Here is a 24,271-nt window from a genome sequence, read left to right as displayed (position 1 = left end):
TCCGGCCGTGCGCCGCACAGACCGTCTTGAGGACGCGATCCTGGCCGTTCTCGGCGGGGCGTCCGTCGCAGACACCGCCCGAACCGCGGACATGAAGCCCACGCTCCTGTCCGAGGCCATCGAGCGCTACCAGGACGCCGGGCGGGCGGCGCTCGACGCCGAACCGTCCGGCTGGCAGCAGGCGAACATCCGCTTCACCGACTACCCGGCCGGCCACCAGATCTTCCGCGCCTACCTCCTGCCAGCCCTTGGCACCGGGCCCGTCGGTAGCTGGTGGTTCGTTCGCAAGCACCCTCACTGGCGGCTGCGCTACCTCCCCGCTCTGGGCACCACCGCCGAGGATGCCGTGCGCCACGTCGCCGAGGCGCTCGACAGCTCCGTCTCCTGGAACGTGACCGCAGAGTGGAGCCCCGCTCCGTACGAACCTGAGGTCACCGCCTTCGGTGGCCCGGAAGGGATGGTCCTCGCGCACGAACTGTTCCGCGTCGACAGCATCGGCGTGATCAACTACCAGGCAGCAGCGGGTGACCAGCAGGCAGGGCTGGACGCCAAAGCAGTTTCCCTTCTGGCCATGACCATGATGATGCGCGCTGCGGGCCTGGAGTTCGGTGAACAGGGCGACGTCTGGGGACTGGTCGAAGCACGGCGTCCGCTCGCCGACGACATCGCCTCCGAGCAGGTCAGCGGAATGGTTGAGCCCATGAGCCGGCTCCTCCTCGCGGACGCTCAACCCCTCCTCGCATCCGAAGCGCTCGCTCGCGTCCAGCCGTGGATCAGCGGCTTGGAGGCCAACGGGCGGGCGCTGGAGCAGGCAGCGGCAGCCGGGCAACTCCACCTTGGGATGCGCGGAATCCTCGCGCGTCACGTCCTCTTCCACTGGAACCGGATGGGCTTCACGCTCCGCCAGCAGTCCATCTGGTCCCGCGCAGCCCGGGAAGCAGTCCTCGGACGCTGAGCCGCAGGGCGCTTCCTCGACTGGCCCCACGGCGCGCTTCTCATTAGTCATCTGATCAGAACGGACAGAACGGGATTTGCTGTGACCACTTCTCCGCAGCCGAAGCGATGGGTGAGCCTCGGACTGATCTTCGGGGGCCACACCCCCGCTTACGTAGACGCTCAGTCGCAGGAATTGACGCTGCCGCGTGCACCTGCGCCGATCCAGGATGAGGAGCACGAGTACGAGGAGCTGATGCGCGACGCCGGCTACGAGCCGGACGTGCCATACCCCGGCGCCCGCTCAATGCCGTGGCCGAGTACCTGCATCGACTGCGGGGCCTCTCGGAGGCCCACGGTTCAGGATGTCGAGCGAGGCGTGCAGTGCAAGCACGTCTGGCGTGGGGTCGGCACATGAGACGACCGCCCGCACGCCAGGGGTACGTTGAGTTCCAGTGCAAGCTCTGTCCGAACACGGGGACCAACCAGCAGATCCGTGGTGTCGGCGCGCGGATGGCCGCGTACAGGGTGTGCAGCTCGTGCGACTGGTGGCTGACGTGCCTGGGGTACGCGATGCTCGGAGACCGCGACCCCGACGGCCGACGCGTGCTACGTGTCGCTGGTCGCCACTACCTGACGTGGACCGAGGAACAGGGCCTCCCGCCCGAGATCGGCCACATGGGGAGGTCGGGGCTCCGGTTCCAGCTCCTGGATGATCCGACGGGCACGGTGCACGTGGCGCCCTCGCTCTGGCTGATGGGCACCATCCCGGCAGCGTTCCGCGAACAGCTGCCCGACAACGCGGCCTTCGTCTCGACCTAGTGGGCCCGCTCCAGCTGCTCTAGACGGGCAGTGCGTCCTGCGCCGGGTCCGGCGGGATGCTGTTGTTCGGGTAGTCCGTTGTGGTCCGGTTGCTGTACGGGGATTCAGGGCGCGCCGGCGTCGGTGCTGCTGCTTCTGCCGGTTCGGCGGGCTGTCGGCTGCGGTCGGCCCGGAGGGTCAGTTCGGCTCGGAGGCCGGCTTCTCGGCCGTCTGCGGTCCGCGCGGTACGGCGTGCGCGGGTCGCCTCGATGCGGAGGGACTTGGCCGCTTCGGTGTCCTTGTCCTGGGCGCGTCGCCGCAGGGCGTTCTTCTTGTCCGGCGACAGGTCGGCTTCGGTGAGCACGGCTTCGTACTCACCGGCGGGCCCGGCCTGGTGTGCGACTTCGCGCAGCTTTTCCTTCGCGTTCTCCAGCTCGTGTTCGGCTGCCTGTCGGGTCTCTACGAGGTCCTGGCATTTTGCCTCGGCGGCGGTCCGCTGGTCTCCGCGCAGTGCCAGGCGACCGAACCGTCCGGTGGCGGTCAGCTTCTCCTCGATCCCGCTGATGCGGGCGTGTGCGTCGTCCCGTAGGGCGGTGTGCCGCGCGATGGCCTCTTCCAGCGTGCGCACAGTGCGGATCGCTACGGCGCGCTCGGCGAGGTCCTGGTGCCGACTGCTGAGCGCGAGCACGTTGGGGCCCGTTCCGGTGGTCGCGTGCTGCTCGGCGCGGTCCGCGGTGGTCTCCGCCTTCTCGGCGGCCTTGGCGGTGGCGCGGGCGGCGGTGGCGGCCTTGCGCGCGGCGTCGCGCAGGGCCTCGTTGCTGAGGTGGGCGTACGGGCGGTTGCCGGACGCGGGCCGGGGCTCCGGGACTGCGGGAGCCGCCGAGACCCGGTTGGGGGTGGCGGTCGTGCGTCGCGGTCCGTGCTTCGGTGTGGTCTCCTCGATGTCGTCCTGTTCGGCGGTATCACCGGTGCCGGGGGCGTGGGGGGTCGGCAGGTCGGGGACGATGTGCCGGACGTGGGCGGGGACAGCGGCCGGCGGGAGTTCGGTGAGGATCATGCGTTCCTCGGTGCCGGTCTCGATCTCTCGGATGAGGCCTGCGACGGCGCGGTCCAGCTGTTCCTGCTCAGTGGTCGCCGTGCCCGCGCGGGCACGGTCGACCTCGGTTTCGTAAACGGACAGCGGCAGGAAGAGGTGGGCCTCCTTCTTGTCCCGGCTCATCATCGTGTACAGCGCGTTGGCCTGTGCGCCGGGGCCGTAGACAAGGGCTTCCTCGACGCTGAGGCCCTGGCTCTTGTGGCCGGTGATGGCGTAGCCGAGGCTGAGGCCGCCTTGGGCGATGTAGTCGGCGTCGACCCATTCGGCGGCGTCGCGGTGGCCGCCGTCCTCGGTCTTCGCGCGCCACTCGACCAGGACTCGGCGGTCCTCGTCCACCGCGCGTACGAGTGCGCGGAAGCCGTTGAGGACGTCTTCGCTCTCGCCCCGGGTTCGCCTGCTGCGGTAGTCGTTGGCGCGGAGGAGGACCTGGTCGCCGACGGACAGTGCCAGTTCGCCGCCGCCCGCCAGCGCGAAGAGGTGGTCGGGGCCGGTGAGGGCGCCGCTGGCCCGGCGAATGGCGCGGGCGCCGAGGTTGAGTTCCTCCACGACCTCGTTGGTGGAGGCGAGCATGAGGAGCTGCTGCACGGCGGTGTGGTCGTCGGTGTGTGCGCCTCGTTTGTCGGCCCAGACGGTGAGCATCGCGGCGAGGGTCTCGTCCTTGTCCGCGAAGGCGTGCACGCGGCCGGTTCCGGCGAAGGTGCGGAGCGCGTCCGTGCGGTTGTCGTCGCGCCACAGTGCGAGGGCCCGACGCTCCTGCGTGTCCCGCTGCCGAAAGTTCTCGGTAAGGCTGAGTCCGCCCACGATCTTGTGAATGGCGGCGAAGCTGCCGCCGATGCCCGGCGAGTGCAGTTGCTTAGGGTCGCCGACGGCGACGATCTTCGTGCCGGTCATCGCGGCGTGGGCCAGCAGTTCGGCGATGTCGCGGTCATCGCACATCGCGGCTTCGTCCACGACAAGCACATCAACGCCGTTGAGGCCGGGGCCGCCGGTGCGGATGCCGGTGAGCCATGAGGCGAGGGTGCGGGAGGTGATGCCCGCCTCTGCCTTCAAGTTCGCGGCGGCGACGGCGGCGGTACTGGCTCCGGCGATGACGAGTCCGTTGGCCTCCCACGCCTGCCGCGCGGTGTTCATGATCGTTGTCTTGCCCGCTCCGGCGACGCCTTCGACGGCGTCGATGCCGTGGCCGGCGGTCAGCAGCCGTTCGAAGACGGCGCGCTGTTCGGTGGAAAACTCGAACCCTCCGCCGTGCTGTGCCTCGACGGCCGACAGTGTCATGGCGACGGTGTCGCGGCTGACGACGGCTGCCTGCTCGTTGAGGCGGTTGGTGGCCTCGGTGGCGATGAGCGCTTCGGCGGCGACCACGTCGGCCGTGGTGTACCGGTCGGCGTGGGTGAAGTGCTGGGCGCCCTTCGGATTCAGCTTGACCGCGTACCCGGCGTGCCGCAGGACGGCGGTGGTGAGCTGTTCGGCTTCCTCTGCGTCCGCCACGCCGTACGGGAGGGCGTCCAAGACCGCGGCAATGGCGGCGGCGTGCGTGAAGTCCTTGCTGTGGCTGGTCAGGCCGGTCTTGGGGTCGAAGACCTGGGCGCACAGCTGGTCGAGGCCGGGGTTCTGGCCTGTCTGTTCCTGCTGCATGGCGCTGGACGCGATGGCGTCGGGGTCATCACCGGCCGCCCGGCCTTCTGCCTGCCAGTAGGCGCGCAGGACGTCGTCCTCGACCCCGGCGGCTTCGCCGTTCTTCGCGGCCTTGGACACGGAGGACGCGGCGGTGCGCTCCCTGGTGGTGGCGCTGTCGTAGTCGATGCCCAGCTTGCTCAGCAGCTCACGCACCTGGCTGTCTCGCTTGCTGAACAGGCGGATGGTGGCTTCGGGGATCGCGGCGATCTCCCATGCCCCGGTCCGTTCCTCCCGGCGGAAGCTGATGCCGAAGGTGTCGGTGAGCTCGCGGCGGATGCGGGCGTTCATGAGGGCCTGGGTGGCGCGGGCGTGCCGGTGCAGGTCACGGCCGCCGCCGGCCACGGTGGACCACTGGCCGTCGGCGCCCTTGACCATGTTGGCGAGGGTGAAGTGAAGGTGGAAGTGCGGGTCACCGTACGGGGCGCCGTTCACGGGCCGGGCGGCGCGGTGCACCATCATCCAGCCGGAGAAGCCGCTGGTGGACATGGTCTCCGCCTCGGCGCCATCACCGTGCCGCCCGCGCATGGCGTAGGCGGTCCACCGCTCCAGGGCGCTGATGGACTCGCGGCCGGCGGCGGTGTAGATGCCCTCGACCTGGGCGGCGATCTCCGCGGGGGCGTAGGCGAGGAACGCGGACTTGGACTTGGCGAGGTCGAGAGTGACGTCCGCGCCGAACCGGCCGACCTGCACCCGCCCTTCGAGGAGGGCAGCCCTGATCTCCTCTGCGTCCCAGACCTCTTCGGGATCGAGTCCGGCGGCCTTGGCCATGGCGATGGCTTCGCGGACGTCCATGGGCAGGTCGCGGAGGCGGCGGCGGCCTTCGCCCGCGGTCTGGCCGTACCGGCGCTTCATGGTCGCGGTGGTGAACAGGTCGGCAGGGTCCTGCCCGGTCTCGGTGGCGCGGGCCTCGACGGCGCGCAGGAGCGCGCGGGCGTCGAGGTGGCCGCCCCCCTCGGCGGCCATGGCCTTCTGCAAGGCGTCTTCGCCATACAGGGTGACGGCATCGACACCTACGGCCCCGGCGAGCTTGAGCAGGGTGGAGGCCGGGACACGGTGTGATTCGCCGAACCGCTGGAGCTGGTTCTCCATCCGGCGGAAGTCGTCACGCTTGGCCTTGGAGTCGAGCAGGCTGGCAGGGGTGACGCCGCGTTCGGCGGCGGTGCGGCGGATGGCGCGGACCAGCGGGGCGGCGGAGAGCTTCGCGGCCGGAGCGATGGCGAGTTTGGGTTCCACCAGGGTCTTGCCGGTGTTCGGGTCCTCGCCGTGCATGAGCCGTCGGGCGGCCTGGAACTGGGCGGGGTCGAGGATGCTGCCGGGGGTGATGCCGAATTCGTTGAGGCCGCCGCCGATCCAGACCAGGGGGCGCTCGCTGGCGTCGAGGTGGTAGTCCACCTGTCCGTCGGCGGTCGGGCGGGGAAGGGCCTGTGCGCCGTACAGGTCGCTGGCGTTGAGTCCGGCCGCGGTGGCGACTTCGACGGCGTCGAACCCGGTGAGCCGTGCGGGCTTGCCGTTGCGCAGCTGGGTGCGGGTGCGGAAGAACGTCTTCTTGGCCTCGGTGGTGCCGAGCAGGGCGGCGACGGTGGTCCCGGCTTCCTCGGCCTTCGCCTCGATGGCGGCGATGAGGGGCGCGGCGTCGACAGTGGTGGACTTCCCGCAGCCGTGGCCGCCGGTGAGGCGGTATTCGATCTGCTCGTCAGAGGGGCCGATCATGGTCACCCACGCCATCGGCCCGCTCACCCCCGCTCTCTTCCGGCCAGATCCGGTCGTCTTGGCTGATTGTATCGTCGCGGAGCGACGATACCTTGGTCCTCAAAATTCAAGATCATGATCAGCTTGGGGAAGGTCGGGCACTCGCGGGGGCCTGATCGCTGCTGCGGATCGGGCTCGATCCGGTCCGGTGCGCTGTCGGACTGTTACCTCGGGGAGGGCCGTGGGGGGTAGGGCTCCATGCTCGGCAGGGTGAGTGAGCGAGAGGACGTTCCGGGGCCTGGCGGCGGGCGGTGTTTCGCGGGTTCGGGCTCGGTGTGCGGCTCTTGGCGGCCTCGGCCGGCGGGGCGCGGGGCCGGTCTGGTGCCTTCGGCCGCGCGTTGGTCGGTCCGGGGCCGAGGCGAAGACGGCGGCTCCGCGGGCGGAGCCGGACTCACACGGGCGGTAACTGCCCGGGGATACGGGAAGGTCCCCCGCTCCGACAGCTGGAGCGGGGGACCTTCCGGTGCCACCGGGTGACGTCTGGGTGCTGGTGGACTACCTCAGCGGCCACTCGCCGGGCGGTACGGGTGCCTGGCGCTGGGATTGGCGTACGGCCTCGTCGGTGCCGCACGTCGTGCAGATCAGGACGTCCCGGTCGGTGGTCAGCCGGGAGCGTGCCGGCCGTTCACCGAGCGGGCCGCCGCAGCGGGGACAGCGGGGGTCGGGCAAGGTCAGCCCTCCTCGGGGTGCTCGCGGGCCGACTTGAGGATGTTGTTCCAGGTCGGCCGGGAGTAGGTCTTCTCCGTCTGCTCCAGGAGCTGGGGGATCAGCTCGGCGTTCGTCGCCGTGGGGTTGGCGGCGATTGCCTGGCGGGCGAGGGTGAGTCTTTCGTCCCCCTGATAGGGGTAGGCGACCCGGGCGCGGGGGCCGGTGGGGCGTCCGCCGGCGTGGCCCCGGCCCTTGCGGTCGGCGAGGTACTGCCAAAGGCGCCAGCGCTTCCACTTCGGCCGTCGGCGGGTCGGCAGCTCGTCCCAGCCGTCCGGCTCGGGCCAGCCTTCGGGCGGGTTCTTGACGTAGTGGGACACGGTGGCGGAGTCGGTGAACCCGCAGACCTTCGCCGCTTCGGCCGGGCCCACCTCCTCCTCCGGGTCGCCGTCGAGCTTCGGGGCGTTCGTGGTGTTCGCGGCGGCACGCTGGCGCTGAAGCTCGTGGTGCCACTTCGGCCAGACGTCGCCGTCCCAGTGCATGACGCCGTCGATCGTCTCCGCCACGGGCGGGTGGCCGTTGTTCTTCCGGTCGGTCCAGAGGTTCTGGAGGGTGGCGGCGCTGAGGCCGTGGACCTTGCGCAGGTCTGCGCGGGAGTGGAGCGTGCGGCCGGTATTGGCCACGGTCGCCTCCTGTTCATGGTCGTGGTCGTTCGGCGGAGTCACCGGGGCTCGTCCGGATCCGGGACGGGCGTCCAGGTGCGGCTGCCGGCGGGTTCGAGCCGGGTGAGGGTGGCGATCTCCTCCAGCGGGACGGCGGCGGCCCAGTCGTCGTGGGCGGGGTGGCCCGCGGGTAGGTTGAGCACTAGGTGCCGACCGGTACGGGGGAAGTCGTCAACGAGGACGTAGCTGTCGGTGGCCTTGGCACCGATGCTGTTACCGCTCTTGAGCTGGACGGTGTCGCCGGGCTGGGGACAGTCGGCGTGCCGATCGCATAGCATGGTGTGGTTCTTTCTGGTGAGAGAACACCCGGACGGCCAGCACCTTGTTGCCCTTGTGTGCTGGCCGTCCTTTGTTGTCCTGGTGCTGTGGGTGCCGGTTCGGCACCCACCGGGGCGGAGGTTGCCCGCTCCGCCGACGGCGGTGTAATTGAACCATCTTTGCGCCTGGGTGGCGGGGCTCTGGCCCGGAGCGCGGCGTTCATCAGAAGAGGGCTTCCTGATTGACGGTGCCCGTGGGTCGGGTGGCCGGGGGCCGGGCGATGCGGAGTTCGTAGCGGGGGCGTCCGTCGTGCGGGGGTGCATGCGGTTCACGGCGGTGGCGGCGCCATGCGACCAGCGGGGCGCCCTGGTCCAGCCACCCGGGCGGGTAGCGGGAGATCAGCCGTGTCCATCGCCCCCGGTCGCGCGGGAGTGCCCACCGGTCCTCGACGGAGGTGACGGGCGGTAGCTCGCGCCAGCCGGGGAAGGCGTGATCGTGGGCGTCCTCGACTGCTGGGTTGTCGCCGTCGCCGTACCCGTCGCCCGGGTGGACGGGGCCTTCCCAGTCGCAGGTCAGACACCCGCCCCGGAACTCCTCCGATTCCCGGCGGCCGGTTCGCCGGCTGCGGGTGAGCAGGGTGGGGACGTGGTGCTCGGGCGGGACGGGATCGTGGCCGAGGTCGCTGTACTCGCCGCCGGGGTGGCCGGGGCGGATGTGCCACGTCCGCGGGGTGCTGTCCGTGGGTTCCGGCGTCCGCCCGTTGCGCACCCGCCAGTAGTGCGTCTGCCGTGCCCGGGCCCCGGCCGGCTCGGTGACGGTCGTGGTCACGGCCGACCGTCCGGGGTGGCGGCGAGCACTTCGCGCAGGGGGTCGGCGAGTACGGCCTGCTCTGCTGGGGAGCCCTGGAAGCGCTGGCCGTAGGCGCGGCGGATCGCCCGGCGGGCGTCCTGGTGGCGGCTGCGGCCGGGGTCGTACGGCGACCGATCGAGTACCTCGTAGCCGTGCAGGGTGAGCACGTCGGCGATGAGCGCGCGGACCTGTATGGGGTCGAGGATGTGGAGGTCGGTCTCCGCGGGGGCGGCGAGGAGTACGCGGATCAGCTCGGTGGCGCTGAGTCTGGGCTGGAGGGGTACGCCGATCCGGTGGACGCCGTCCTTGCTCGGGGTGGCGGCGCCTCGTCGGCCGGGTGCCCCGGTGGTGCTGCGGTGGGTGGTCGTCTGGTCCATCGTGGTGGCTCTCGGGGTGTCGGGTGCGCGGGGCGGGGCTGGTCAGAACAGCGCGTGGTCGGCGCGGGCCGCGGCTTCGCGGAAGGTGCGGGCGGCGTCTGCGGCGGTGCGGCCGGGTTCGGCGCTCCACCGGTCGATGGCGTCCCGGTGGACGGTGTCTGCGGCGGCGGTGTCGGCGGCGTCCACGGGGTTGCCGGTGAGGGTCTCGGCGAGGAGGGCGAACGCCTCGTCACGGGCCTGGTTGATGCGGGGCCAGTCGTAGCTGCGGCCGGCGGCTCCCCGCGCTCGGCCGGCGGCGACTTCGAGTGCGCCGCGCGGCCAGCAGGGCAAGAGGGTGGTTCGGCCGGGGCCGTCGAAGAGGTGCGGGCCCTGGTGGATGCCGACGTGCTCGATGTGGTGGGCGGCCCACTCCAGGATGGCGGCCGGGGTGTCGGCGATGACGATGCTCTCGGGGCTGTAGCGGATCTGCATGGTCGTGTCCGTCTCGGTGCTGCCCGGGGGCGGCGGGCCGCCGCCCCCGGGGGTCGGGCCTACTGCTGGTAGGCGGGGATCAGTTCGCGGACGCGGTCCGGGCCGACGCATCCGCCCTCGTGGCGGTGGAGGCTGGGCAGTCCGCCGTTCCTCCCGCGCAGGTGGCTCCAGAACTTCGGCCCCACCCACCCGCACAGCTCGCAGAGCAGGACCCAGTGGTTGTCACTGCCGGGGAATCCGGTGAGGACCGCTCGCCACTGGAGGTTCGCGAGCCCGGCGAACGCAGTGAGAGCGCTCTTGCCGTTGCGGTCGCTGACGGGCATCCGCGGGTGAAGCAGCGGTACGGGTCCGGTCAGCGGCCGGAGCACTTCGGCGCGGATCTGGTCCAGCGGGATGGCGGTGATCTCTCCGGCGGCATACATCTCGGCGAGACGGGCGGCGGCCATCTCGACGCCGGGAACGCCCTTGTCCGGGCGGCCGAAGTTGGTCTCTCCCGTGCTGGTCTCGACCCACCAGTCCCGGTTCCACCGGTGGGCGCGGCCGATGACCAGGTCCTGGCCGATGATCACGGGATAGCGGCCTGCGGAGTCCGGGGCTCCGATGCGGTAGGGCATGGCGGCCTGGTGGGCGGCGGACGGCGCGGCTTCTGCGGAGGCCGTGGGGTGGTCGGGCTGCTCCGGGGAGGCGGGGTGCTGGTCGTCCGGCTCGGTGGCGGGGCGGGTGAGGGCTACGGGTCGTTCGAGGAGCTGAGTGGTCATGGTGGGGCCCTGTTCTGGTGAGAGAGGGGCCCGCCCCGGGGCGCTCGGCCGCCGGGGCGGGCACGGCGGGTTTTTACGCGGCGGCAGCGAGGGCTGCACTGACCCACGGGGAGTGCTCGGCCGCCTCCTGCTGGTGCTCGGTCGCCTCGACCTGGGACGGCTGCTGCATCTCGGCGGCGCTCTTGCGGCCGGACACGTCGTCGTAGGGGGCGGTGGAGGTCCAGCCGTCGTATCCGTCGTCGGTGGCGCGTACGACCGTCCTGCCGGTGCTGTTGAAGATGTGCCGGATGGTCACGCTCTTGGGGTTGACGCGCAGGACCTCGTACCAGGTGCCTCGGTAGAGCGCGAAGTCACCGCGCGTGAAATCGACCTTCGACCAGACCTTGAAGCCCTTGGCCTCGGCGTCGTTGATGACTTGCTCCCAGTGCGCGATCTCCTCGGTCAGCTCCTCGTGACGGATGGGGAGCTCCGGATCGGCGGGGTTGCGGCTGTATCCCTTGGCGGACTCGCCGCGCTGCCACTTCTCGACGGCGCGGAGGTCGGCGCGCAGCTTGTCCAGGCGCCGGAGGGTCCGGCCGGGGTTGGTTCGGAACTGCTCGTAGTTGGCGGCGGCCTTCTGCCGGTCGGCCCAGTGCTGGGCACGGTCGCCTTCGCTGATGCTCTTGCGCATCGAGGTGTCCATGCGCGCCCGGTCGCGGAGGGCGCGGGGCTCCGAATGGTGTCCGCGGAGGATGGGCTGCCCGAACTCGAACCGCCCGGATATCTCGTGGGCGGACTTCCACGCAGCCTGGGAGTTGCGGGCGGCGTTGTCGGCGTACCCGGCGAAGCGGTCGGCGCGGGCCTCGGCGCGGTCTTCCCTGTCCTGCTCGGCCTCGGCGAAGGTGCGGCGGTCGGTGTTGTCGACGGTGAGGGTGGTGTCGAGGCCGGCGTCCCGCAGTCGCTGGGCAAGGAGTTCGAGGGAGGGGGTGTAGGCGGCGTGGTCGCGGCTGTGCGGGAGGTACCAGCAGTCGAGGTTCCTGCTCCAGCGGAAGGGCTGGCGGAGGGTGCGGCCGTACTGGCGGAGCTTGAGGATCTTGGCCGATCCGTCGCTCCGGCTGGTGCCGTCGATCAGGGTGCCTTCCCGGCGGGTGTGGGTGATCTGGATGGTCATTGAACTGGTCTCTTCTGGTGAGAGTCTTTGGTCCGCCTGGAAGGCGGACGGGGTGCTGTAAGCGGTGCGGCACCACCGGGGCGGGCCGTGAGGGACGAGCGGTCCGCGCCGTCGCGCCCCGCGCGACGGCAGGGGCTGCCGCGCCCCTGCGGGGCGCGTCCTTCGCGGTCCGGTGCCCGTCGTCGGTCGGCGGAGCCGCTAGGCGGAGTCGGCCGGCGGCGGTGAACGCACCGGACCGTGCTGCTGCCGCCCCGAAGGGGTGTCCGCTGGGGTGTGGTGGCCCGCCGGTCCGGAGGTGTTGCCCTCCCCCGGACCGGCGGGGCCTTGCGTCAGCTGCTGTGGGCGGCCGGGGCGGTTTCGATCCGCTCGCGGACCGCGCGGTTCATGGCGGCGATGAGGTCGTTTCCGTCGCCGTAGGCGAACCGTCCGAGCGGCAGGCTGGTGGCGATGTCGCAGAACGTGGCCGTGTCCATGGTGGTCAACGTGTCGTCAAGCGGGGTCAGCTCGTGGGGGAACATCGCCTGGACGCTGTCCCCGGGCTTCGGGGCACCGATCGTGAAGTACCAGACGACGACCATGGTGGCCTCGTCGGCGAACTCGGGGCCGCCGAAGGGGCAGACCACGATGGCCGGGCGGGGGTCCAGCTGGTGGCCCCGGAACCACGGTCCGGCGGTCACGAGGGTGGCAGTGGGGAAGTCCTGGACGGTGGGGGCCTGGGTGTTGAGCATGTCGTTCCCTGTCTGGTGAGAGGTTCCGCCGGGGCCGGTCGGCCCCGGCGGGGGGGTGTCGGTCGGGGGTGTTGCCCTCCCCCTTCCGACATGCTTAATTAAACCATGTTTTGGGGCTCAGGTCAACCGGCTGCGACGAGTTCGCGGCGGCGCTCGGTGGCGGCGGTGACAGCACGCGCGACGAGGCGGCCCGCTTCGATGGCCCGGACGGCGGACTCGTGCACGGGGGGCTTCTTGTCCTGGGTGATGATGCCCGCGAGCGGAGGCATGACGGCCGGGCCGGGGGCGACGCCGAGGATCAGGGCGGCGACGTGGGCGGCGGATGCGACCTCGGCCGCGTGCTGCCCGGGGAGCGCGGCGTCCGTCTCGGGCAGGCGTCGCCAGGCATGGCCGTACAGCAGGATGCGGACGGCGGCGTCGGGGTCCTCTTGGGTGAAGTCGAACCCTCCGGCCTGCTCGGGGTCCTCGTGGTACCAGTCGCGGTACTGGGCGAGCAGGATGTCCCGGACGGCCTCGGCGGCGAGCGGGGCGGGGGCGGGCGGCTCGTAGGCGTCGCCGTCGGTCTGGCTGATGTCGAACACCGGCCCCGCCTTGTAGCCGGAGACCTTGCGCCCCTCCCCCTCGGCGGTGTCGGCGGGGGCTTCCCGGGGGCCGGTCTCGGCGGCGGCCGGGGCCTCGTCGGTCCGTCGCCGGATCGGGGTCCAGATGCGAATGGACGTGGAGCCCTTGGCGGGGAAACGTCCGGCCTTGCGCCAGTCGCCAGAGCTGAGGACACGGGTCGCGTGGGGGCACTGGGCGGCGATGGCGATGCAGTTGACGGGGCTGCGGTCGTCGCGGTCCGGGTGGGTCAGGTTCGCAGCCGTGCGCATGACGGCGGCCCAGAATCCTTCGTCGGTGACCATCGCGCCATAAGCGCGGTCCATGACGGATTCGAGTTCGCCGCGCATCCGGGCGCTGTAGGCGCATCGCTCGTCCTGGGTCATCTTGGGCTTGCTGGGCATTTCCTGGTCTCCCTGGTGAGAATTCGCGGGTCTGCGGCCGGCTGGCCGGGGATGGCGGTCGGGGATGTTGCCCTCCCCCTTCCGACATGCTTAATTAAACCATGTTCTTAGCTGCTGGTCAAGCCCTCACATCCAGTACAGCCCTTCCGCGTGGCAGGAATTCCGGTAAGCCGCTATGACCTCGTCCTCTATTTCCGTCCAGTGTTCGAGGATGTCCGATGCGGTGTTCTGGGGGTGAGCCTGGCGCTTGGCCCTGCGCCATTCGATGGCGATTTTGAGCGTGCAGAGCTGGGAGCGGTCGAGGTGCCACGGGCCGGAATCGGGAAGTTCTCCGCCATAGGCCATCGCCCCGGCGTTGTTGATGTGCTCTGCTCCGGACCACACTTGCTGTGCGGGCTGGACGGCCAGTGCCCTTTTCAGGATGCACCGAAGGTGCGGGGCCTGGACGGTCCATTTCGGGGTGATGACGAACAGGTCGGCGCTCATGGCGGCCTTTCGCTGGGAGGAGGGGCGGCGCGCTGCGGGTGCGCGCCGCCCCGGATTTCCGGGAAGTCAGAAGTCCACTTCTTCGTCAGGCTGGCCGAACTCCTCTTCTGGCGTCTCGTTATGGGGAAGGAATCGGCTCACCGCGTACACAACGGCGTCGGCAATGATCGGGGGCGCGTCGTTGAGAACGATATTGACGGTTTCGCCGTCGATGCCGATGCGGACCGTTCCGGGGTCAAGGTCGATGTACAGATAGGCGGTGGTCCCCTCGATTCGGGTCCGGGCCCCGGGGAGAAGGGCGGCGACCGTGCGGGCGTGTTCCTCGACTGCCTGCCTCGCCTTGGCCTGCTGACTGTTGTGCCGCCGCACGCGCTGGTGCACCTCGTCGTGCCTGGCGATGAATTCGCCGGAGATCAAAGCGGCGATAGAGTCGGCGGCCTCGTCCATGGCGACGCGGACACTGTCGGTCTCGCCTCGGCCGAACGAGTAGTCGGTGGCGGGGAACAGGCCACGTACGGTGAGGTAACCGGGGTCGTCGAAGCGCTCGGACAGGTGGAGCTGCCGCCCGTCGAAGTGAGTAAGGGTGGCGGCGTGGGGCATTTCCCGGACGCCGTGCAGCACCTGCTGCGGTCGCCAGTTCCCGCCGAGCGCGAGGGCGATCGGGTGGGCGAGATCGGCGACGGTGAGCCGCTGGTTCATCGTGTTCTCCTGGTGAGAGGTGGTGCCGGGGGCCGGTGGGCCTCCGGGTCGGCTGGGGTGTTGCCCTCCCCTTCCGACATCACTAATTAAACCATGTTCTTGGGTTCGGGTCAAGCCAGAAAACCCCCTGACCTGCCCTTTTCCCGCCGCGTCCACCCACACCCGCCCGGCCGGGCCCGGCCACAACGGGCCCCGGGCGGGGTTCCCTCCTCGGTCGGACAGCTCCGCCGCACCAGGGTTCCGGGTGGGGTGTCCAGGCTCGCGAAGCGACCGCGAAGCGGCCCGGCCTGGACACCCTGCCCGGGGCCCTGGTACGCCCTCCGGGTGTCCGACCGAGGAGGGAACCCCGCCCCCACCACCCCAACCACCACGGGCCCGCACCCGACCAACCCGCCCCCACCCCCTCCGAGAGAGGACCCGCCGGAGGCACAGAAGCTCTAACGCCAGCACCCGTAACCGGTCGGACGCTCGGCTAAACGGGCTGCCCGTTGACGGCGTGACCGTCCCGTACGAGAAGGATCAGCGGCCGGGGAACGTCCTTCTCCTCCAGACCGCCTTCCGGAACCGCGGGGTCACCGAAAACGGTACGAGTGCTTCCCTCGTTGGGGTAGTCCCATACCCATTTCGGGTGGTCGGACCGGACTCGGATGTTGCCCTCCGCGTCGAAGACCACGTCGCCGGGCTTCCAGGTCGCGTCAAGACTGGTGATCTTGTGAATCTCATCCATGGGCTGATGATGCCTTTCAGGGGTGTCACAGGGTGCTGGCCCGGAGTACCTCGGGCAGGGTCACCACAGGGTGGGCTGGAGTGGGGAAACGGGGATCACCCGGGTCCGCGGCCTGCTGCGCAGGGGCCTGTACGGACCATGTGCTGGGGCTCGCGGTGTCGTGGCCAGTGCGGGTGCCGGCTGCGGCGGGGCGGCGGCGGGGAGAGGTTCGGCGCCGGTCTCCGGCGGGGTGGCCGGTACGGCGTCGAGGGGAGCCTGCTGGCTGTCGAGCGCCTGCTGTTCGGCGATGGTGACCGGCTTCTGGTAGAGCTTCTGCGCGCTGCGGTCGAGCGGGGGCAGGCGTCGGGCGGCGGCTTTCTGGTCGTCGCGGCGCTTGTGTCGGCGGCGGACCCGGGCGAACCGTGCGTCGTAGGCGGCGCGGTCGCTGGTGTGCAGCCCGTCCTGGTGGAGTCGGGCAAGGTCCAAGGCGACGTTGCCCATCGGGCTTGGGGTGAGTACGTGGGTGCCGTCGCCGTTCTGGGCGGCGGTGAGGAACTTGGCGGTCAGCAGTGCCTGCGTCCTCTCCTGGCTGATCCGGCGCCCGCCGGTCCACTCGCCGTTCCGCGCCGCGAGCCGGGCACGGCTGCCGCGCCAGTACAGGCGGCCGGTCGCGGCGGCCTCCATCACCCTCAGGTGGCCGGTGGTCCAGCCGAGTTCGGCAACGTGGCGTTCGGCGAGGTAGAGGTTCGAGGCGGCCTTCTCCCGGTTCGGGCGGTCCATGCCGGTGGCCGCCTGCTGCTCGGCCTCGCGCTCGGCCTCCTCTTGGCGGCGGGCGCTCTCGCGCTCGGCCAGTTCCGCGGGCGTGAGGACGCGGTCCAGCTCGGCACCCAGGCCGGCGGCCGTGGTCTCGACTCCGGCGGCGGCCTGGGCGAGCACGGCGTGGTGGACGGCTTGGCGAGCACAGTAGGCGAGCGCACTGGCGGGCATCTCGGGGTCGTCGGCGTACTGCTCGGCGTGGTCGGCGTGCCGGGCGGCCTCGACGGCTTCCTGGTGGGCCGCGTGCATGGCCGCCTCCAGCTTCGCGGCCCCGGAGCGGCTTCGGCAGACGGCGGCCATGGCGTCGTCCGCGGCGATGACGGCGAGCAGGGCGGCTTCCCCTGCGACTTGCAGACAGGTCTGCGGCGAGGGATCGCCAAACGGGGCGGCGGCGCGCACGGGCTCGGGCATGGGTCGTCCTCGGTGGGTTCGGCGGCGCGGTCGGGGGCGGGCGGCGCCCCCGTCCTCGGGGTGCCGCCGTGGTCGCGCGGAGCGCGACGGAGAGTGCTGTCGTGCCCGCAGGGCACGTCCGTTGGCCCGGCGTCCGGGCGGGGCGGGAGGGCCGCCTGCGGCCCGGACGTCCCGGCCGGCTGCGAGCCGGGCCAGGCTGCGCCGTCCCGCAGGGACGCCCTTTCGGTCGGGGCCGTCCGGCGGCCGGCCGCCGGACCGGGGTCACCGTGGCGGGCGGTGGGCGAGCGTGGGGGTGGGCGGCTCGATGCCGCCCGGCCCCACGGTCCGGCGGCCGGGGGACGGCCGGGCGGTGGTCTCCGCCCGGCCGGGCCCTCCTAGGCGGCGACCGGCTCGCGCTCGGTGACTCGGCACCGGGTGAGCACGGTCTGGGCGGTCTCGCCGTAGGTGCTGTGCTCCTTGACGGTGCCGGTCAGCTCGACCTCGTCGCCCTTGTCCGGGACGGTGGCGGCGCTGCTGAACCAGACGTAGACGTTGCCGCCCTCGTCCTGGAACTTGACCAGCCTGCGGCGCTGGGCGTGGTAGCCGTAGTGCCGCTCCTCCAGCTCGATCACGGTGGTCACGGTGGCGGGGACCGTGAGCCGCTCCCCCTTGGTGCCCTGCGGCTTGCTGTTCCGGGCGGCCCGCTCGATGGCTTCCTTCTCCTGGTCTCGATGCCACCCGGCGACGGCGGAGACCAGCGTCGGCAGGTGACGGGGGGCGACGGTCTCGCCCTTGGCCAGCTGGCCCACCTTGTGGCGGTACTCGGAGAGGCTGCCGTACCCCTGGAGGGCCCACGCGCGGACGGCGGCGGCGGTGCTCGCCGCGTCCGGCTCGGCGTCGATTCCGGCCCGCCACTCCTGCGACACCTTGCGGTCGAAGAAGTAGGCGTCCACCGAATCGGCAGTCGGTACGCGGTTCTTCCACTCCTCGGAGCGGCTGTAGAAGCGGCCGTCCTGGGCGACGACGGCGGCGGCCACCCGGAGGACCTCGTCCACCGGCACCCGCAAGTCGGCCGGGACTCCGCCCTCGTTGCCGTCCCAGTCGGAGTCCTTGATCGTCCCTAGACGCCACAGCGCCTCAAGGCCCTTGATCGGCAGGCCGGTGTACGGCTCGACGCACGTGGTGCCCAGCTGCTTGATCTCGCCGTTCTCGTGGCGGGCGAGGTAGGTGGCGGTGCGGTGGCGGGCGACCGCGCACCCGTGGCAGTAGTTCTCGATGGCGCGGTGCTGGCGGGCGGCCTCGGCGTCCCGCTCCGGAAGGCCCGGGAACAGGCTGGTGATCGTCTCGCCCTCCTCGTCGTGGTCCAGGCGGGCGATGACGGTCCAGCCCTGGTGACGGGGAAGGTCACCGCTGATCGTCACGGTGATGGTGGGGCGCTTGCCGATCACGCGGCCGTCCACGTCGCGGTAGTCGGCCAGGAACGGGGCGGAGATGTCGAGCGCGTACGGGCTGAGGCGGTGGACGGCGGCACGGGCGTTGGTGGCCTCAACGAGCTGGCGGACGCGGGCCTGGGCGTTGGCGGGGACGGAAAACCGCATGGCTGCGCTGGTCATCGGGTGCTCCTGCTGGTGAGAGAAATCGAGCCCCCGGCCGGGCGGGTTGCCCTCCGCGTGCGGCCGGGGTCGGGTCGAGGCCGGCTGACGGCCCGTGGCTCGGAGGGGGTGTTGCCCTCCCCCTCCGACACCACTAATTAAACCATGTTTTGACGGCTGGGGCAAACGTCCCGGCCGGGGATGTCGAGTGCGGCGCGGTCGCGCAGGAAAGCGGCGAAGAGTGCGGCGGTGAGGCTGTCCGGGGTGCCGTAGGTGCGGCGGGAGTCCAAGGCCCCGATGCGCGCGCCGTGGTGGCGGACGGCGAACGGCTGGCCGGGCTCGGGGATGGTGAGCGCGTACAGTCCGCGCGGGGTGTCCACGCGCAGGACGACGGCGGCGGCCTCGGGGTCGTAGGCGGCCGACCAGCGGGCTGACCCGATGCCGAACTCCGCGAGTCCGCCCGCGATGGCGCGGGCCTGCATGAGGTCGGCGGCGACGCTGGCGTTGGGCTCGGCGGGCGCGGCGGCGTATCCGCAGCAGTGGTCGTCGGCGTAGGTCTCGGAGAGAACGGCACGGGTCACGGTGGGGCTCCTGGGGGGTGGCCGGGGGCGGGGTGGATTCCCGCCCCCGGCGTCGGATCGGTGGAGAGGATCAGGCGGTTTCGGTCTCGGCGCTCGACTCCTCGGCCGCCGGGGCGTCCGGCTCCACCTCCGCGCTCTCCGGCTCCGTGTCGGCCTGGTCGCCCTCGCCCTCGGCCGGGGCTTCCGGCTCGGGCTCGACCTCCGGGGCCTCCTCGGCCTGCTCCGGCTGGGCGTCACCCTCGGCCTGCTCGCCCTCGTCCTCGCCGGGTTCGGCCTCCGGCTCCTCCTCACCCTGCCCGCCCTCGTCCTGTCGCGCGTCCGGCTCGGCCTCCGGCTCGCCTCCGCCGAGAAGGGACGCGCGGGGCTGCTCCTTCTTCGCCGGGTCGTACGGCGTCTCCTCCGCCACGGACCGCTCGATGGGCGTCAGCTGGTAGCCGAGGGACTCCAGCACGCGGAACCATGCAGCGGTGGGCGTCCGGGTCCACGGGGCGCGCTGGCCGTCGGTCCGCCACGCCGACCGGTTCGCGCACTTCTCGCGCACGGCGGCGATGGCCGCGAACTGGAGCTGCGGGGCCCGGCGCGGGTCCTTGGCGGCGTGCTCGGCGAACGCGCTGCGGTTCTTGGCCTGCTGGGCGTTCAGCCCCAGGAAGGCGGCCAGGATCGCGGTGGTGGGCTCCTTGTTCAGGTCGTCGCTGATTCCCCACGTGCCACTCAGAAGCGCTTCGTTGACGTGGCGGATCAGGGCGTTGGTGCTGGCCTTCGGGAGGCTGCGGGACTTGATCAGGTCCGCGAGCCACTTCCGGCGGATCACCTCGGCGGCGTCCCAGTCGATGTTCCCCGCCTTGACGGCGGCGCGCTCGGCGCGCTCGGCCTCGACCTCGGCGGCGGTCCTGAGCGTGCCGGTCCCGTTGCCCTTGGCGCTGTCCGGCGCGACGTGGCCGTACAGTCCGGGGGACGTGCAGTAGGGCTCGTACCGGTCGCCCCGCTGCTCGTCGAACACCCAGACCTGACCCTTGCACCCGTTGTGCTCCTCCTTGCTGACCCCGCTCAGCCGCCACACCCTCACGGCTCGTTCGGACAGCTCCTCAGCACCCCGGATCTTCTGCCCGGCGGTCTCCAGCTCCGCGCGGTGGGCCTCAGCCTTGGCTGCCTTGTCGCGCTTGACCCGCTCGACCTCGATGGCCCACTGAACCTTCGCCTCGTCCGCACCCTTGGCGGCGGCGGCCTCGGTGATCGCGGCAAGTGCCTCCGGGTTGTCGGCGAACTCCTGGAGGGCGGCCATGTTCTCGAACGTCCACGTGTAGCCGCTCGCGGCGCTGATGGCGGCGCTGAGCGTCTCGCTGTTGCGGACCTTGACGAGAGTGCGCACGTCCTTCTGCTTGACGCCCGCCGCCTTGGCGATGCGGCCGACCTGCGCGCCCGCCTCGGCGGCGCTGAACATCGCCTGGTCCATCTCCCGCTTCGTCAGACCCTTGCGCTGCTCGGAGGTGGTGATCATGTCGAGGAACTGCCCGGCGGCGTCGCGGTCGTCGTCCTCCCACTCGTACGGCAGGTGGGTGAGGCCCGCGTCCTGTGCGCCGAAGTAGCGGCGGTGGCCGTCATTGACCTGGATGACTCCGCCCTCAAGCCGCTGGATCTTGACGGGGATACGGCACCCCTCGGCGCGGAAGGACTCCACGAACCGCGCGTTGATGTCGAGATCCTCACGGGCGTTCTCCGGGTGCGGGGTGAGCGCATCAATCCGGATCACCGGGCGGGGCGTGAACGGCAGGGCCTCAACCCCCGCGTCGACGGCGGCGGCGAGCCGCTGGAACCCGTCGATGATCTGCGGCACCCCACCGTGGGTGCTCACCACGTACAGCGGCTCCTGAACGCCGTTGGCCTTCACGTCAGCCAGCAGATCAGCCGGGGCCTCTACGGAGCGGACGTTGCCGGAGTGCGCGAGGAGTTCCGCAGTGCTGATGGTCGGCCACGGGGCGGGAGCGGTCTGGACGCCGGCCTGGGTCTGGGTGGTCATCGTCGTACTACCTTCTGGTGAGAGGTGCCGCCGGGGCCGGTCGGCCCCGGCGGGGGGTGTCGGTCGGGGGTGTTGCCCTCCCCCTTCCGACATGCTTAATTAAACCACGTTTTGGAGTGTCGGACAACCGGGGACAGTGTGATCGGCGTCACTCCGGTAGGGGGCTGCGGCGGAGCGGATCAGGGTGGCGGCCTCGGCGGTCGTCCGGCCGGGGGCGTCGGTCCAGCACCACAGGAGGGTGCGGCGGTAAGCGTCCTCGGTGAGGCCCAGCTTTCGCCACCGGACGGGCGACACGGGGTTGCCGTGCGCGTGGTTGCTGAGCACCACCAGGGAGTCAAACAGGGACCGCTGGAAGATGTCCCACGCCTCCCCGCGCTCGGTCCAGCGGGGCCGGGCGGCGCGCACGCCGCGCCCCCATGCGTGCAGCAGGTTGCACGGGGCGGTGTTGCCCATCCGGCCGGGCTGCCAGAGGTGGTCACCCTGGTACAGGCCGACGCGCTCGATGTGGTCGGCGGCGGCGGTGAGGATGCGGGCGGGGGTGGCGCGGTGCCGGGACGGCATGGCGGTCTCCTGGGCGGTCAAGGTGCATCGATTTCAACGGACTTGGCGGCAATGGTGCAGCCGGTGCAGTAGCAGGGGGTGCGCCACCGGTGCCCGGCCGGGCTGGTGCTGGCGAAGGTTCGGGCGGCGGCTTCGCTGATCCGGCCGGTGCCGGGGATCTTCGGGGCGGCGGCGTTCCATGCCTGGGGAACGCTGTACACCTGGAAGTAGTGGCGACCGTTCTCGTCGGTCCTGTGGAACCTGATCCAGTCCATGAACACGCGGGCTCCTCGGGGACGCGCGGGGCGGGCCGGGGCGGCGGGCCGCCGCCCCGGCGGGGGCGTGGATCAGGCTGCGAGCGATCCGGCGGACCTGGCCCCGATGCGGCGGGTTCCGCCGATGTCCGCGCGGTTGCCTGCGGCGGCCCCGTCGCCGTAACCGCTGCCGCTGTACGTCCCGCCCTGGCCCCGCGTGCGCGGGTGGTCCTTGCGGGTCGCCGCCCGGACCATCGCGGCACGGTCGGCCAGAACAAGTTCACCGCTGCGGCCGGAGGCGGACGTCTCCCCGCTGGCAGCGGCTCGGGCGGCCTTCTCGATGGCCTCCAGCCGCTCAATCACGCGCTCGATGAATCCGAGCTGCCAAGAGTTGCGCCACGCCTTCGCGCTGCGCACGCCGTACGGCACGACCTGCCTGTTAAGGCCGTTGAGCATCTGAAGCAGGAGCGAGGTGTAGAGGATCTCCGCGCGCTGGACATCGGACTCGAAGCCGATGATGTGGACGCGACGGCCGCCGCCCGCGACCTCTTGCCCCATGTAGATGGCCCGGCAGCCGACAGCCTCCGCAATGAAGGACATCAGGCGCACACGCGACATCGACCAGGGGTTCGGGAGGTCGATGTACTTGTCCGTGATCCCGTCGCGCGACGGCTGCCCGTCGCTCAGCAGCGCCTCATCCACGCCGTACTTCGCCACCATCTCCATCGCCCGGGTCCGGGCAAGCTCGGCCTCGGCCTCCGGCGTGGCCGGGTCCTCAGCCTTGGCCAGCAGCGCCCGAATCGTCGCCAGCTTGGGGTTCGCGTCCGCATGGGTGGTCACAGTTCTTCTCCTGGTGAGAGGGGGTGCCGGGGCCGGTGGGCCTCCGGGCCGGCTGGGGTGTTGCCCTCCCCTTCCGACATCACTAATTAAACCATGTTCTTGATGTCGGGTCAAGCCAGGAAACCCACCTGACCTGCTCTTTTCCCGCCGCGTCCACCCACACCCGCCCGGCCGGGCCCGGCCACAACGGGCCCCGGGCGGGGTTCCCTCCTCGGTCGGACAGCTCCGCCGCACCAGGGTTCCGGGTGGGGTGTCCAGGCTCGCGAAGCGACCGCGAAGCGGCTCGGCCTGGGCACCCTGCCCGGGGCCCTGGTACGCCCTCCGGGTGTCCGACCGAGGAGGGAACCCCGCCCCCACCACCCCAACCACCACGGGCCCGCACCCGACCAACCCGCCCCCACCCCCTCCGAGAGAGGACCCGCCGGAGGCACAGAAGCTCTGACGCCGGCACCTTCGACCGCAGTTTGAGGTGTCCGCGGACTCGTGCTTACGGTGCGCGCGATGAGCACGGATCTGGCGGGGATGGGGAACGGATGAGCACGACATCGACAGCAACGGTGACCTCGGCGGAGTTGAAGCGGCGTGTGCGCGCCGTCGAGGAGATCCAGGCGCGGACACGGGAGTTCGCTGCGGCCAACGCCCTGACCACACGAGAGGCCGCGGTGAAGGCGTCGAAGGCGAAGGATGACGCCGAGGTCGCGGCGCGGGAGGCTGCGGCAGCCGTCCTTCGGCTGTTCAACAACGACGCCGAGTTGGTCGCGCAGCTGCTCGGGGTCGAGGCGGAGGAGCTGGAACGCGAGGCGAAGCCTGTTACCGCCGCTCGCGCCAAGGAGGTGATCGAGGAGCTGCGTGCCCGCGCCGAGCGCCCGCGCCCGGTTCGCCGCGCCAGGAAGGCCGGCGCCTCAGCCAAGAATCCTTCCGGCTCCGCCCCGGACTCCGCGATGGAGGGCAGCCTGGCCGATGCCGGCTGATCACGGTGACCCTGGGCCCGGGCTCTTCCCGCTCACTGCGGTGAAGGGGTCCGGGCCCGCTCCAGTTGACGAGCAGCTTTCCCTTCTCGGAGACCCAACGCCGGTTCGAATAGCGGCGGTTGAATGGGCCGCTTGGCTAGCCGACGAGTCTGTTCAGGCCCGCTACTGGGCGAAGGTCTATCGGGCCCCGGCCACCGGGTGCTGGTTCTTCACCGGCGGGATCTCCAGCACCGGGCACGCCACGTTCCGGGCCACCTCGCGGCCCGGCCGGACTCGGCGGGGCACGGTGCCCGCGCACCTGTACGGGTACCAGCTCGCGCACGGCGTCATCCCGCGGTTGGGCTGGGGCACCGACCTGACCGTCTGCCACACCTGCGACTCCCACTCATGCCAGCAGCCGGCGCACCTCCGGCTGGGCACGGCGGCGGAGAACCGAGCCGAGTGGGTGGCCCGGCGGCGCGATCCGGGAAGTCCCCTGTCGGATCTGCGCGGCCCCGCCGGACGATCCCGTGCGATCGGCGCCGCCATCCGCGCCGGCCAAGCAGCTGGCGAGTCCGAAGCGGAGATCGCCGCACGGGTCGAAGCGGTGATCGCGGACGGCCGTCCGCTGAGCCTCTGGTGACCACCGCGCCCAGCAGTCTCACCGACAGGGCGCTGTCGCACCCGTGCGTTACGGTCGGCGAGAAGTCCTGACTGCGCCAGAGGAGTCCCCGTGTCCGAAGCCCACCCTGACCACATCGGTCTCCCGGCGCTCTACATGGCCGAGGTCACGGCCTTCCGCGGACGGTGGAAGTTGAACATCGTCGCGCCGGGCCCCGAAGTCGTGGTCGGGCTGGTCGACCTCGGCCCCGCTGACACCCTCGTCGTGCCCCAGCCGGATGACCCGGGCCGTTACCTGATCGACCTCGACGGCAAGGAAGTTCCTGTCCTTCCCCGGGAGGCCGCGGTGCAGCAGTTGGAGGAGCACGGCTATGTGGTGGCGAAGGAGGCGCGCGGCGACAGCAAGAGGGATCACGGCTGGACTCAGGTCGCTGCCGCGCTGTGGACGGCCCCCTGCCGCCCTGCGGCTTGAGCTTGACGGACACCCCGCGGGCCGGCTTAGCCGGGTCGCGGCGCCCACCGGTTACAGACAGTGCCGTGGGCGAGGACCGATCGGTCCTCGCC

26 protein-coding genes are annotated in these 24,271 nt (G+C 71.4%); 5 read left to right on the top strand and 21 right to left on the bottom strand.

Annotated elements, in window-relative coordinates:
• Window positions 1-7: 7 nt before the first annotated feature.
• A complete protein-coding gene (locus ACFVS6_RS16515) occupies window positions 8-955 on the top strand; it encodes a thiopeptide-type bacteriocin biosynthesis protein (RefSeq protein WP_389704403.1) in 948 nt (315 codons plus the stop codon).
• Between the two features lie 392 nt (window positions 956-1,347).
• Window positions 1,348-1,755 (top strand): hypothetical protein, encoded by a 408-nt coding sequence (locus ACFVS6_RS16510; protein WP_389704401.1) that lies wholly within the window; start codon window positions 1,348-1,350, stop codon window positions 1,753-1,755.
• A gap of 19 nt (window positions 1,756-1,774) precedes the next feature.
• Here the strand turns inward: ACFVS6_RS16510 and mobF are convergent, their stop codons facing one another.
• The 21 genes from mobF to ACFVS6_RS16405 form a co-directional block, all read right to left on the bottom strand.
• Complete coding sequence (mobF, locus tag ACFVS6_RS16505) at window positions 1,775-6,217, bottom strand: MobF family relaxase (protein ID WP_389704399.1); 4,443 nt, start codon at window positions 6,215-6,217, stop codon at window positions 1,775-1,777.
• A 534-nt stretch (window positions 6,218-6,751) separates the two neighbouring features.
• Window positions 6,752-6,925 carry a hypothetical protein gene (locus ACFVS6_RS16500; protein WP_389704398.1) on the bottom strand — a complete coding sequence of 58 codons (174 nt, stop codon included), beginning with the start codon at window positions 6,923-6,925 and terminating at the stop codon, window positions 6,752-6,754.
• Window positions 6,926-6,927: 2 nt separating this feature from the next.
• Window positions 6,928-7,584, bottom strand: coding sequence for a hypothetical protein (locus tag ACFVS6_RS16495; protein WP_389704397.1), 657 nt, complete (start codon window positions 7,582-7,584; stop codon window positions 6,928-6,930).
• A gap of 38 nt (window positions 7,585-7,622) precedes the next feature.
• Entirely contained in the window at window positions 7,623-7,901 is a 279-nt protein-coding gene (locus tag ACFVS6_RS16490) for a DUF6211 family protein (RefSeq protein ID WP_389704395.1), read from the bottom strand.
• Window positions 7,902-8,103: 202 nt separating this feature from the next.
• The gene (locus tag ACFVS6_RS16485; RefSeq protein WP_389704393.1) at window positions 8,104-8,709 is read right to left on the bottom strand and encodes a DUF6349 family protein; all 606 of its coding nucleotides are present in this window, start codon (window positions 8,707-8,709) and stop codon (window positions 8,104-8,106) included.
• The gene (locus tag ACFVS6_RS16480; RefSeq protein ID WP_389704391.1) at window positions 8,706-9,107 is read right to left on the bottom strand and encodes a DUF6181 family protein; all 402 of its coding nucleotides are present in this window, start codon (window positions 9,105-9,107) and stop codon (window positions 8,706-8,708) included. The genes ACFVS6_RS16485 and ACFVS6_RS16480 overlap by 4 nt, the downstream gene beginning before the upstream one ends.
• A gap of 42 nt (window positions 9,108-9,149) precedes the next feature.
• On the bottom strand, window positions 9,150-9,578 hold the full coding sequence (locus tag ACFVS6_RS16475) for a DUF6197 family protein (protein ID WP_389704389.1): 429 nt from the start codon (window positions 9,576-9,578) through the stop codon (window positions 9,150-9,152).
• Window positions 9,579-9,637: 59 nt separating this feature from the next.
• A complete protein-coding gene (locus tag ACFVS6_RS16470) occupies window positions 9,638-10,336 on the bottom strand; it encodes a hypothetical protein (protein ID WP_389704387.1) in 699 nt (232 codons plus the stop codon).
• 73 nt (window positions 10,337-10,409) lie between these two features.
• A complete protein-coding gene (locus ACFVS6_RS16465) occupies window positions 10,410-11,486 on the bottom strand; it encodes a DUF3560 domain-containing protein (RefSeq protein WP_389704386.1) in 1,077 nt (358 codons plus the stop codon).
• A gap of 329 nt (window positions 11,487-11,815) precedes the next feature.
• Entirely contained in the window at window positions 11,816-12,214 is a 399-nt protein-coding gene (locus ACFVS6_RS16460; RefSeq protein ID WP_389704384.1) for a DUF6409 family protein, read from the bottom strand.
• A gap of 122 nt (window positions 12,215-12,336) precedes the next feature.
• Window positions 12,337-13,215, bottom strand: a complete 879-nt coding sequence (locus ACFVS6_RS16455; RefSeq protein ID WP_389704382.1) for a hypothetical protein — start codon at window positions 13,213-13,215, stop codon at window positions 12,337-12,339.
• A 126-nt stretch (window positions 13,216-13,341) separates the two neighbouring features.
• Entirely contained in the window at window positions 13,342-13,701 is a 360-nt protein-coding gene (locus ACFVS6_RS16450) for a hypothetical protein (protein WP_389704381.1), read from the bottom strand.
• A gap of 66 nt (window positions 13,702-13,767) precedes the next feature.
• Entirely contained in the window at window positions 13,768-14,400 is a 633-nt protein-coding gene (locus ACFVS6_RS16445; protein WP_389704380.1) for a hypothetical protein, read from the bottom strand.
• A gap of 472 nt (window positions 14,401-14,872) precedes the next feature.
• Entirely contained in the window at window positions 14,873-15,127 is a 255-nt protein-coding gene (locus ACFVS6_RS16440) for a hypothetical protein (RefSeq protein WP_389704378.1), read from the bottom strand.
• A 60-nt stretch (window positions 15,128-15,187) separates the two neighbouring features.
• Window positions 15,188-16,333, bottom strand: coding sequence for a hypothetical protein (locus tag ACFVS6_RS16435; protein ID WP_389704377.1), 1,146 nt, complete (start codon window positions 16,331-16,333; stop codon window positions 15,188-15,190).
• Window positions 16,334-16,707: 374 nt separating this feature from the next.
• The gene (locus ACFVS6_RS16430; protein WP_389704376.1) at window positions 16,708-17,925 is read right to left on the bottom strand and encodes a hypothetical protein; all 1,218 of its coding nucleotides are present in this window, start codon (window positions 17,923-17,925) and stop codon (window positions 16,708-16,710) included.
• A gap of 137 nt (window positions 17,926-18,062) precedes the next feature.
• Entirely contained in the window at window positions 18,063-18,485 is a 423-nt protein-coding gene (locus tag ACFVS6_RS16425; RefSeq protein ID WP_389704375.1) for a hypothetical protein, read from the bottom strand.
• A 70-nt stretch (window positions 18,486-18,555) separates the two neighbouring features.
• The gene (locus ACFVS6_RS16420) at window positions 18,556-20,502 is read right to left on the bottom strand and encodes a ParB N-terminal domain-containing protein (protein WP_389704373.1); all 1,947 of its coding nucleotides are present in this window, start codon (window positions 20,500-20,502) and stop codon (window positions 18,556-18,558) included.
• A gap of 99 nt (window positions 20,503-20,601) precedes the next feature.
• The gene (locus tag ACFVS6_RS16415) at window positions 20,602-21,063 is read right to left on the bottom strand and encodes a DUF6197 family protein (protein ID WP_389704372.1); all 462 of its coding nucleotides are present in this window, start codon (window positions 21,061-21,063) and stop codon (window positions 20,602-20,604) included.
• A 17-nt stretch (window positions 21,064-21,080) separates the two neighbouring features.
• Entirely contained in the window at window positions 21,081-21,323 is a 243-nt protein-coding gene (locus ACFVS6_RS16410; protein ID WP_389704370.1) for a hypothetical protein, read from the bottom strand.
• Between the two features lie 66 nt (window positions 21,324-21,389).
• The gene (locus tag ACFVS6_RS16405; protein ID WP_389704369.1) at window positions 21,390-22,136 is read right to left on the bottom strand and encodes a DUF2786 domain-containing protein; all 747 of its coding nucleotides are present in this window, start codon (window positions 22,134-22,136) and stop codon (window positions 21,390-21,392) included.
• Between the two features lie 533 nt (window positions 22,137-22,669).
• On the opposite strand from ACFVS6_RS16405, the gene ACFVS6_RS16400 reads away from it, so the two are divergent.
• From ACFVS6_RS16400 to ACFVS6_RS16390, 3 genes are all read left to right on the top strand, one after another.
• Complete coding sequence (locus ACFVS6_RS16400) at window positions 22,670-23,107, top strand: hypothetical protein (protein ID WP_389704368.1); 438 nt, start codon at window positions 22,670-22,672, stop codon at window positions 23,105-23,107.
• 286 nt (window positions 23,108-23,393) lie between these two features.
• Window positions 23,394-23,729: a hypothetical protein gene (locus tag ACFVS6_RS16395; protein ID WP_389704367.1), complete on the top strand. Its 336-nt coding sequence runs from the start codon at window positions 23,394-23,396 to the stop codon at window positions 23,727-23,729.
• A gap of 90 nt (window positions 23,730-23,819) precedes the next feature.
• Window positions 23,820-24,179 carry a hypothetical protein gene (locus tag ACFVS6_RS16390; RefSeq protein WP_389704365.1) on the top strand — a complete coding sequence of 120 codons (360 nt, stop codon included), beginning with the start codon at window positions 23,820-23,822 and terminating at the stop codon, window positions 24,177-24,179.
• Window positions 24,180-24,271: the final 92 nt, after the last annotated feature.

Origin of the sequence: Streptomyces sp. NPDC057939, assembly GCF_042887545.1 — a bacterium.
In the GTDB taxonomy this organism is placed as follows: domain Bacteria; phylum Actinomycetota; class Actinomycetes; order Streptomycetales; family Streptomycetaceae; genus Streptomyces.
Note: the sequence above shows the minus strand (reverse complement) of the source record. Positions and strands in the feature narration are given on the sequence as shown.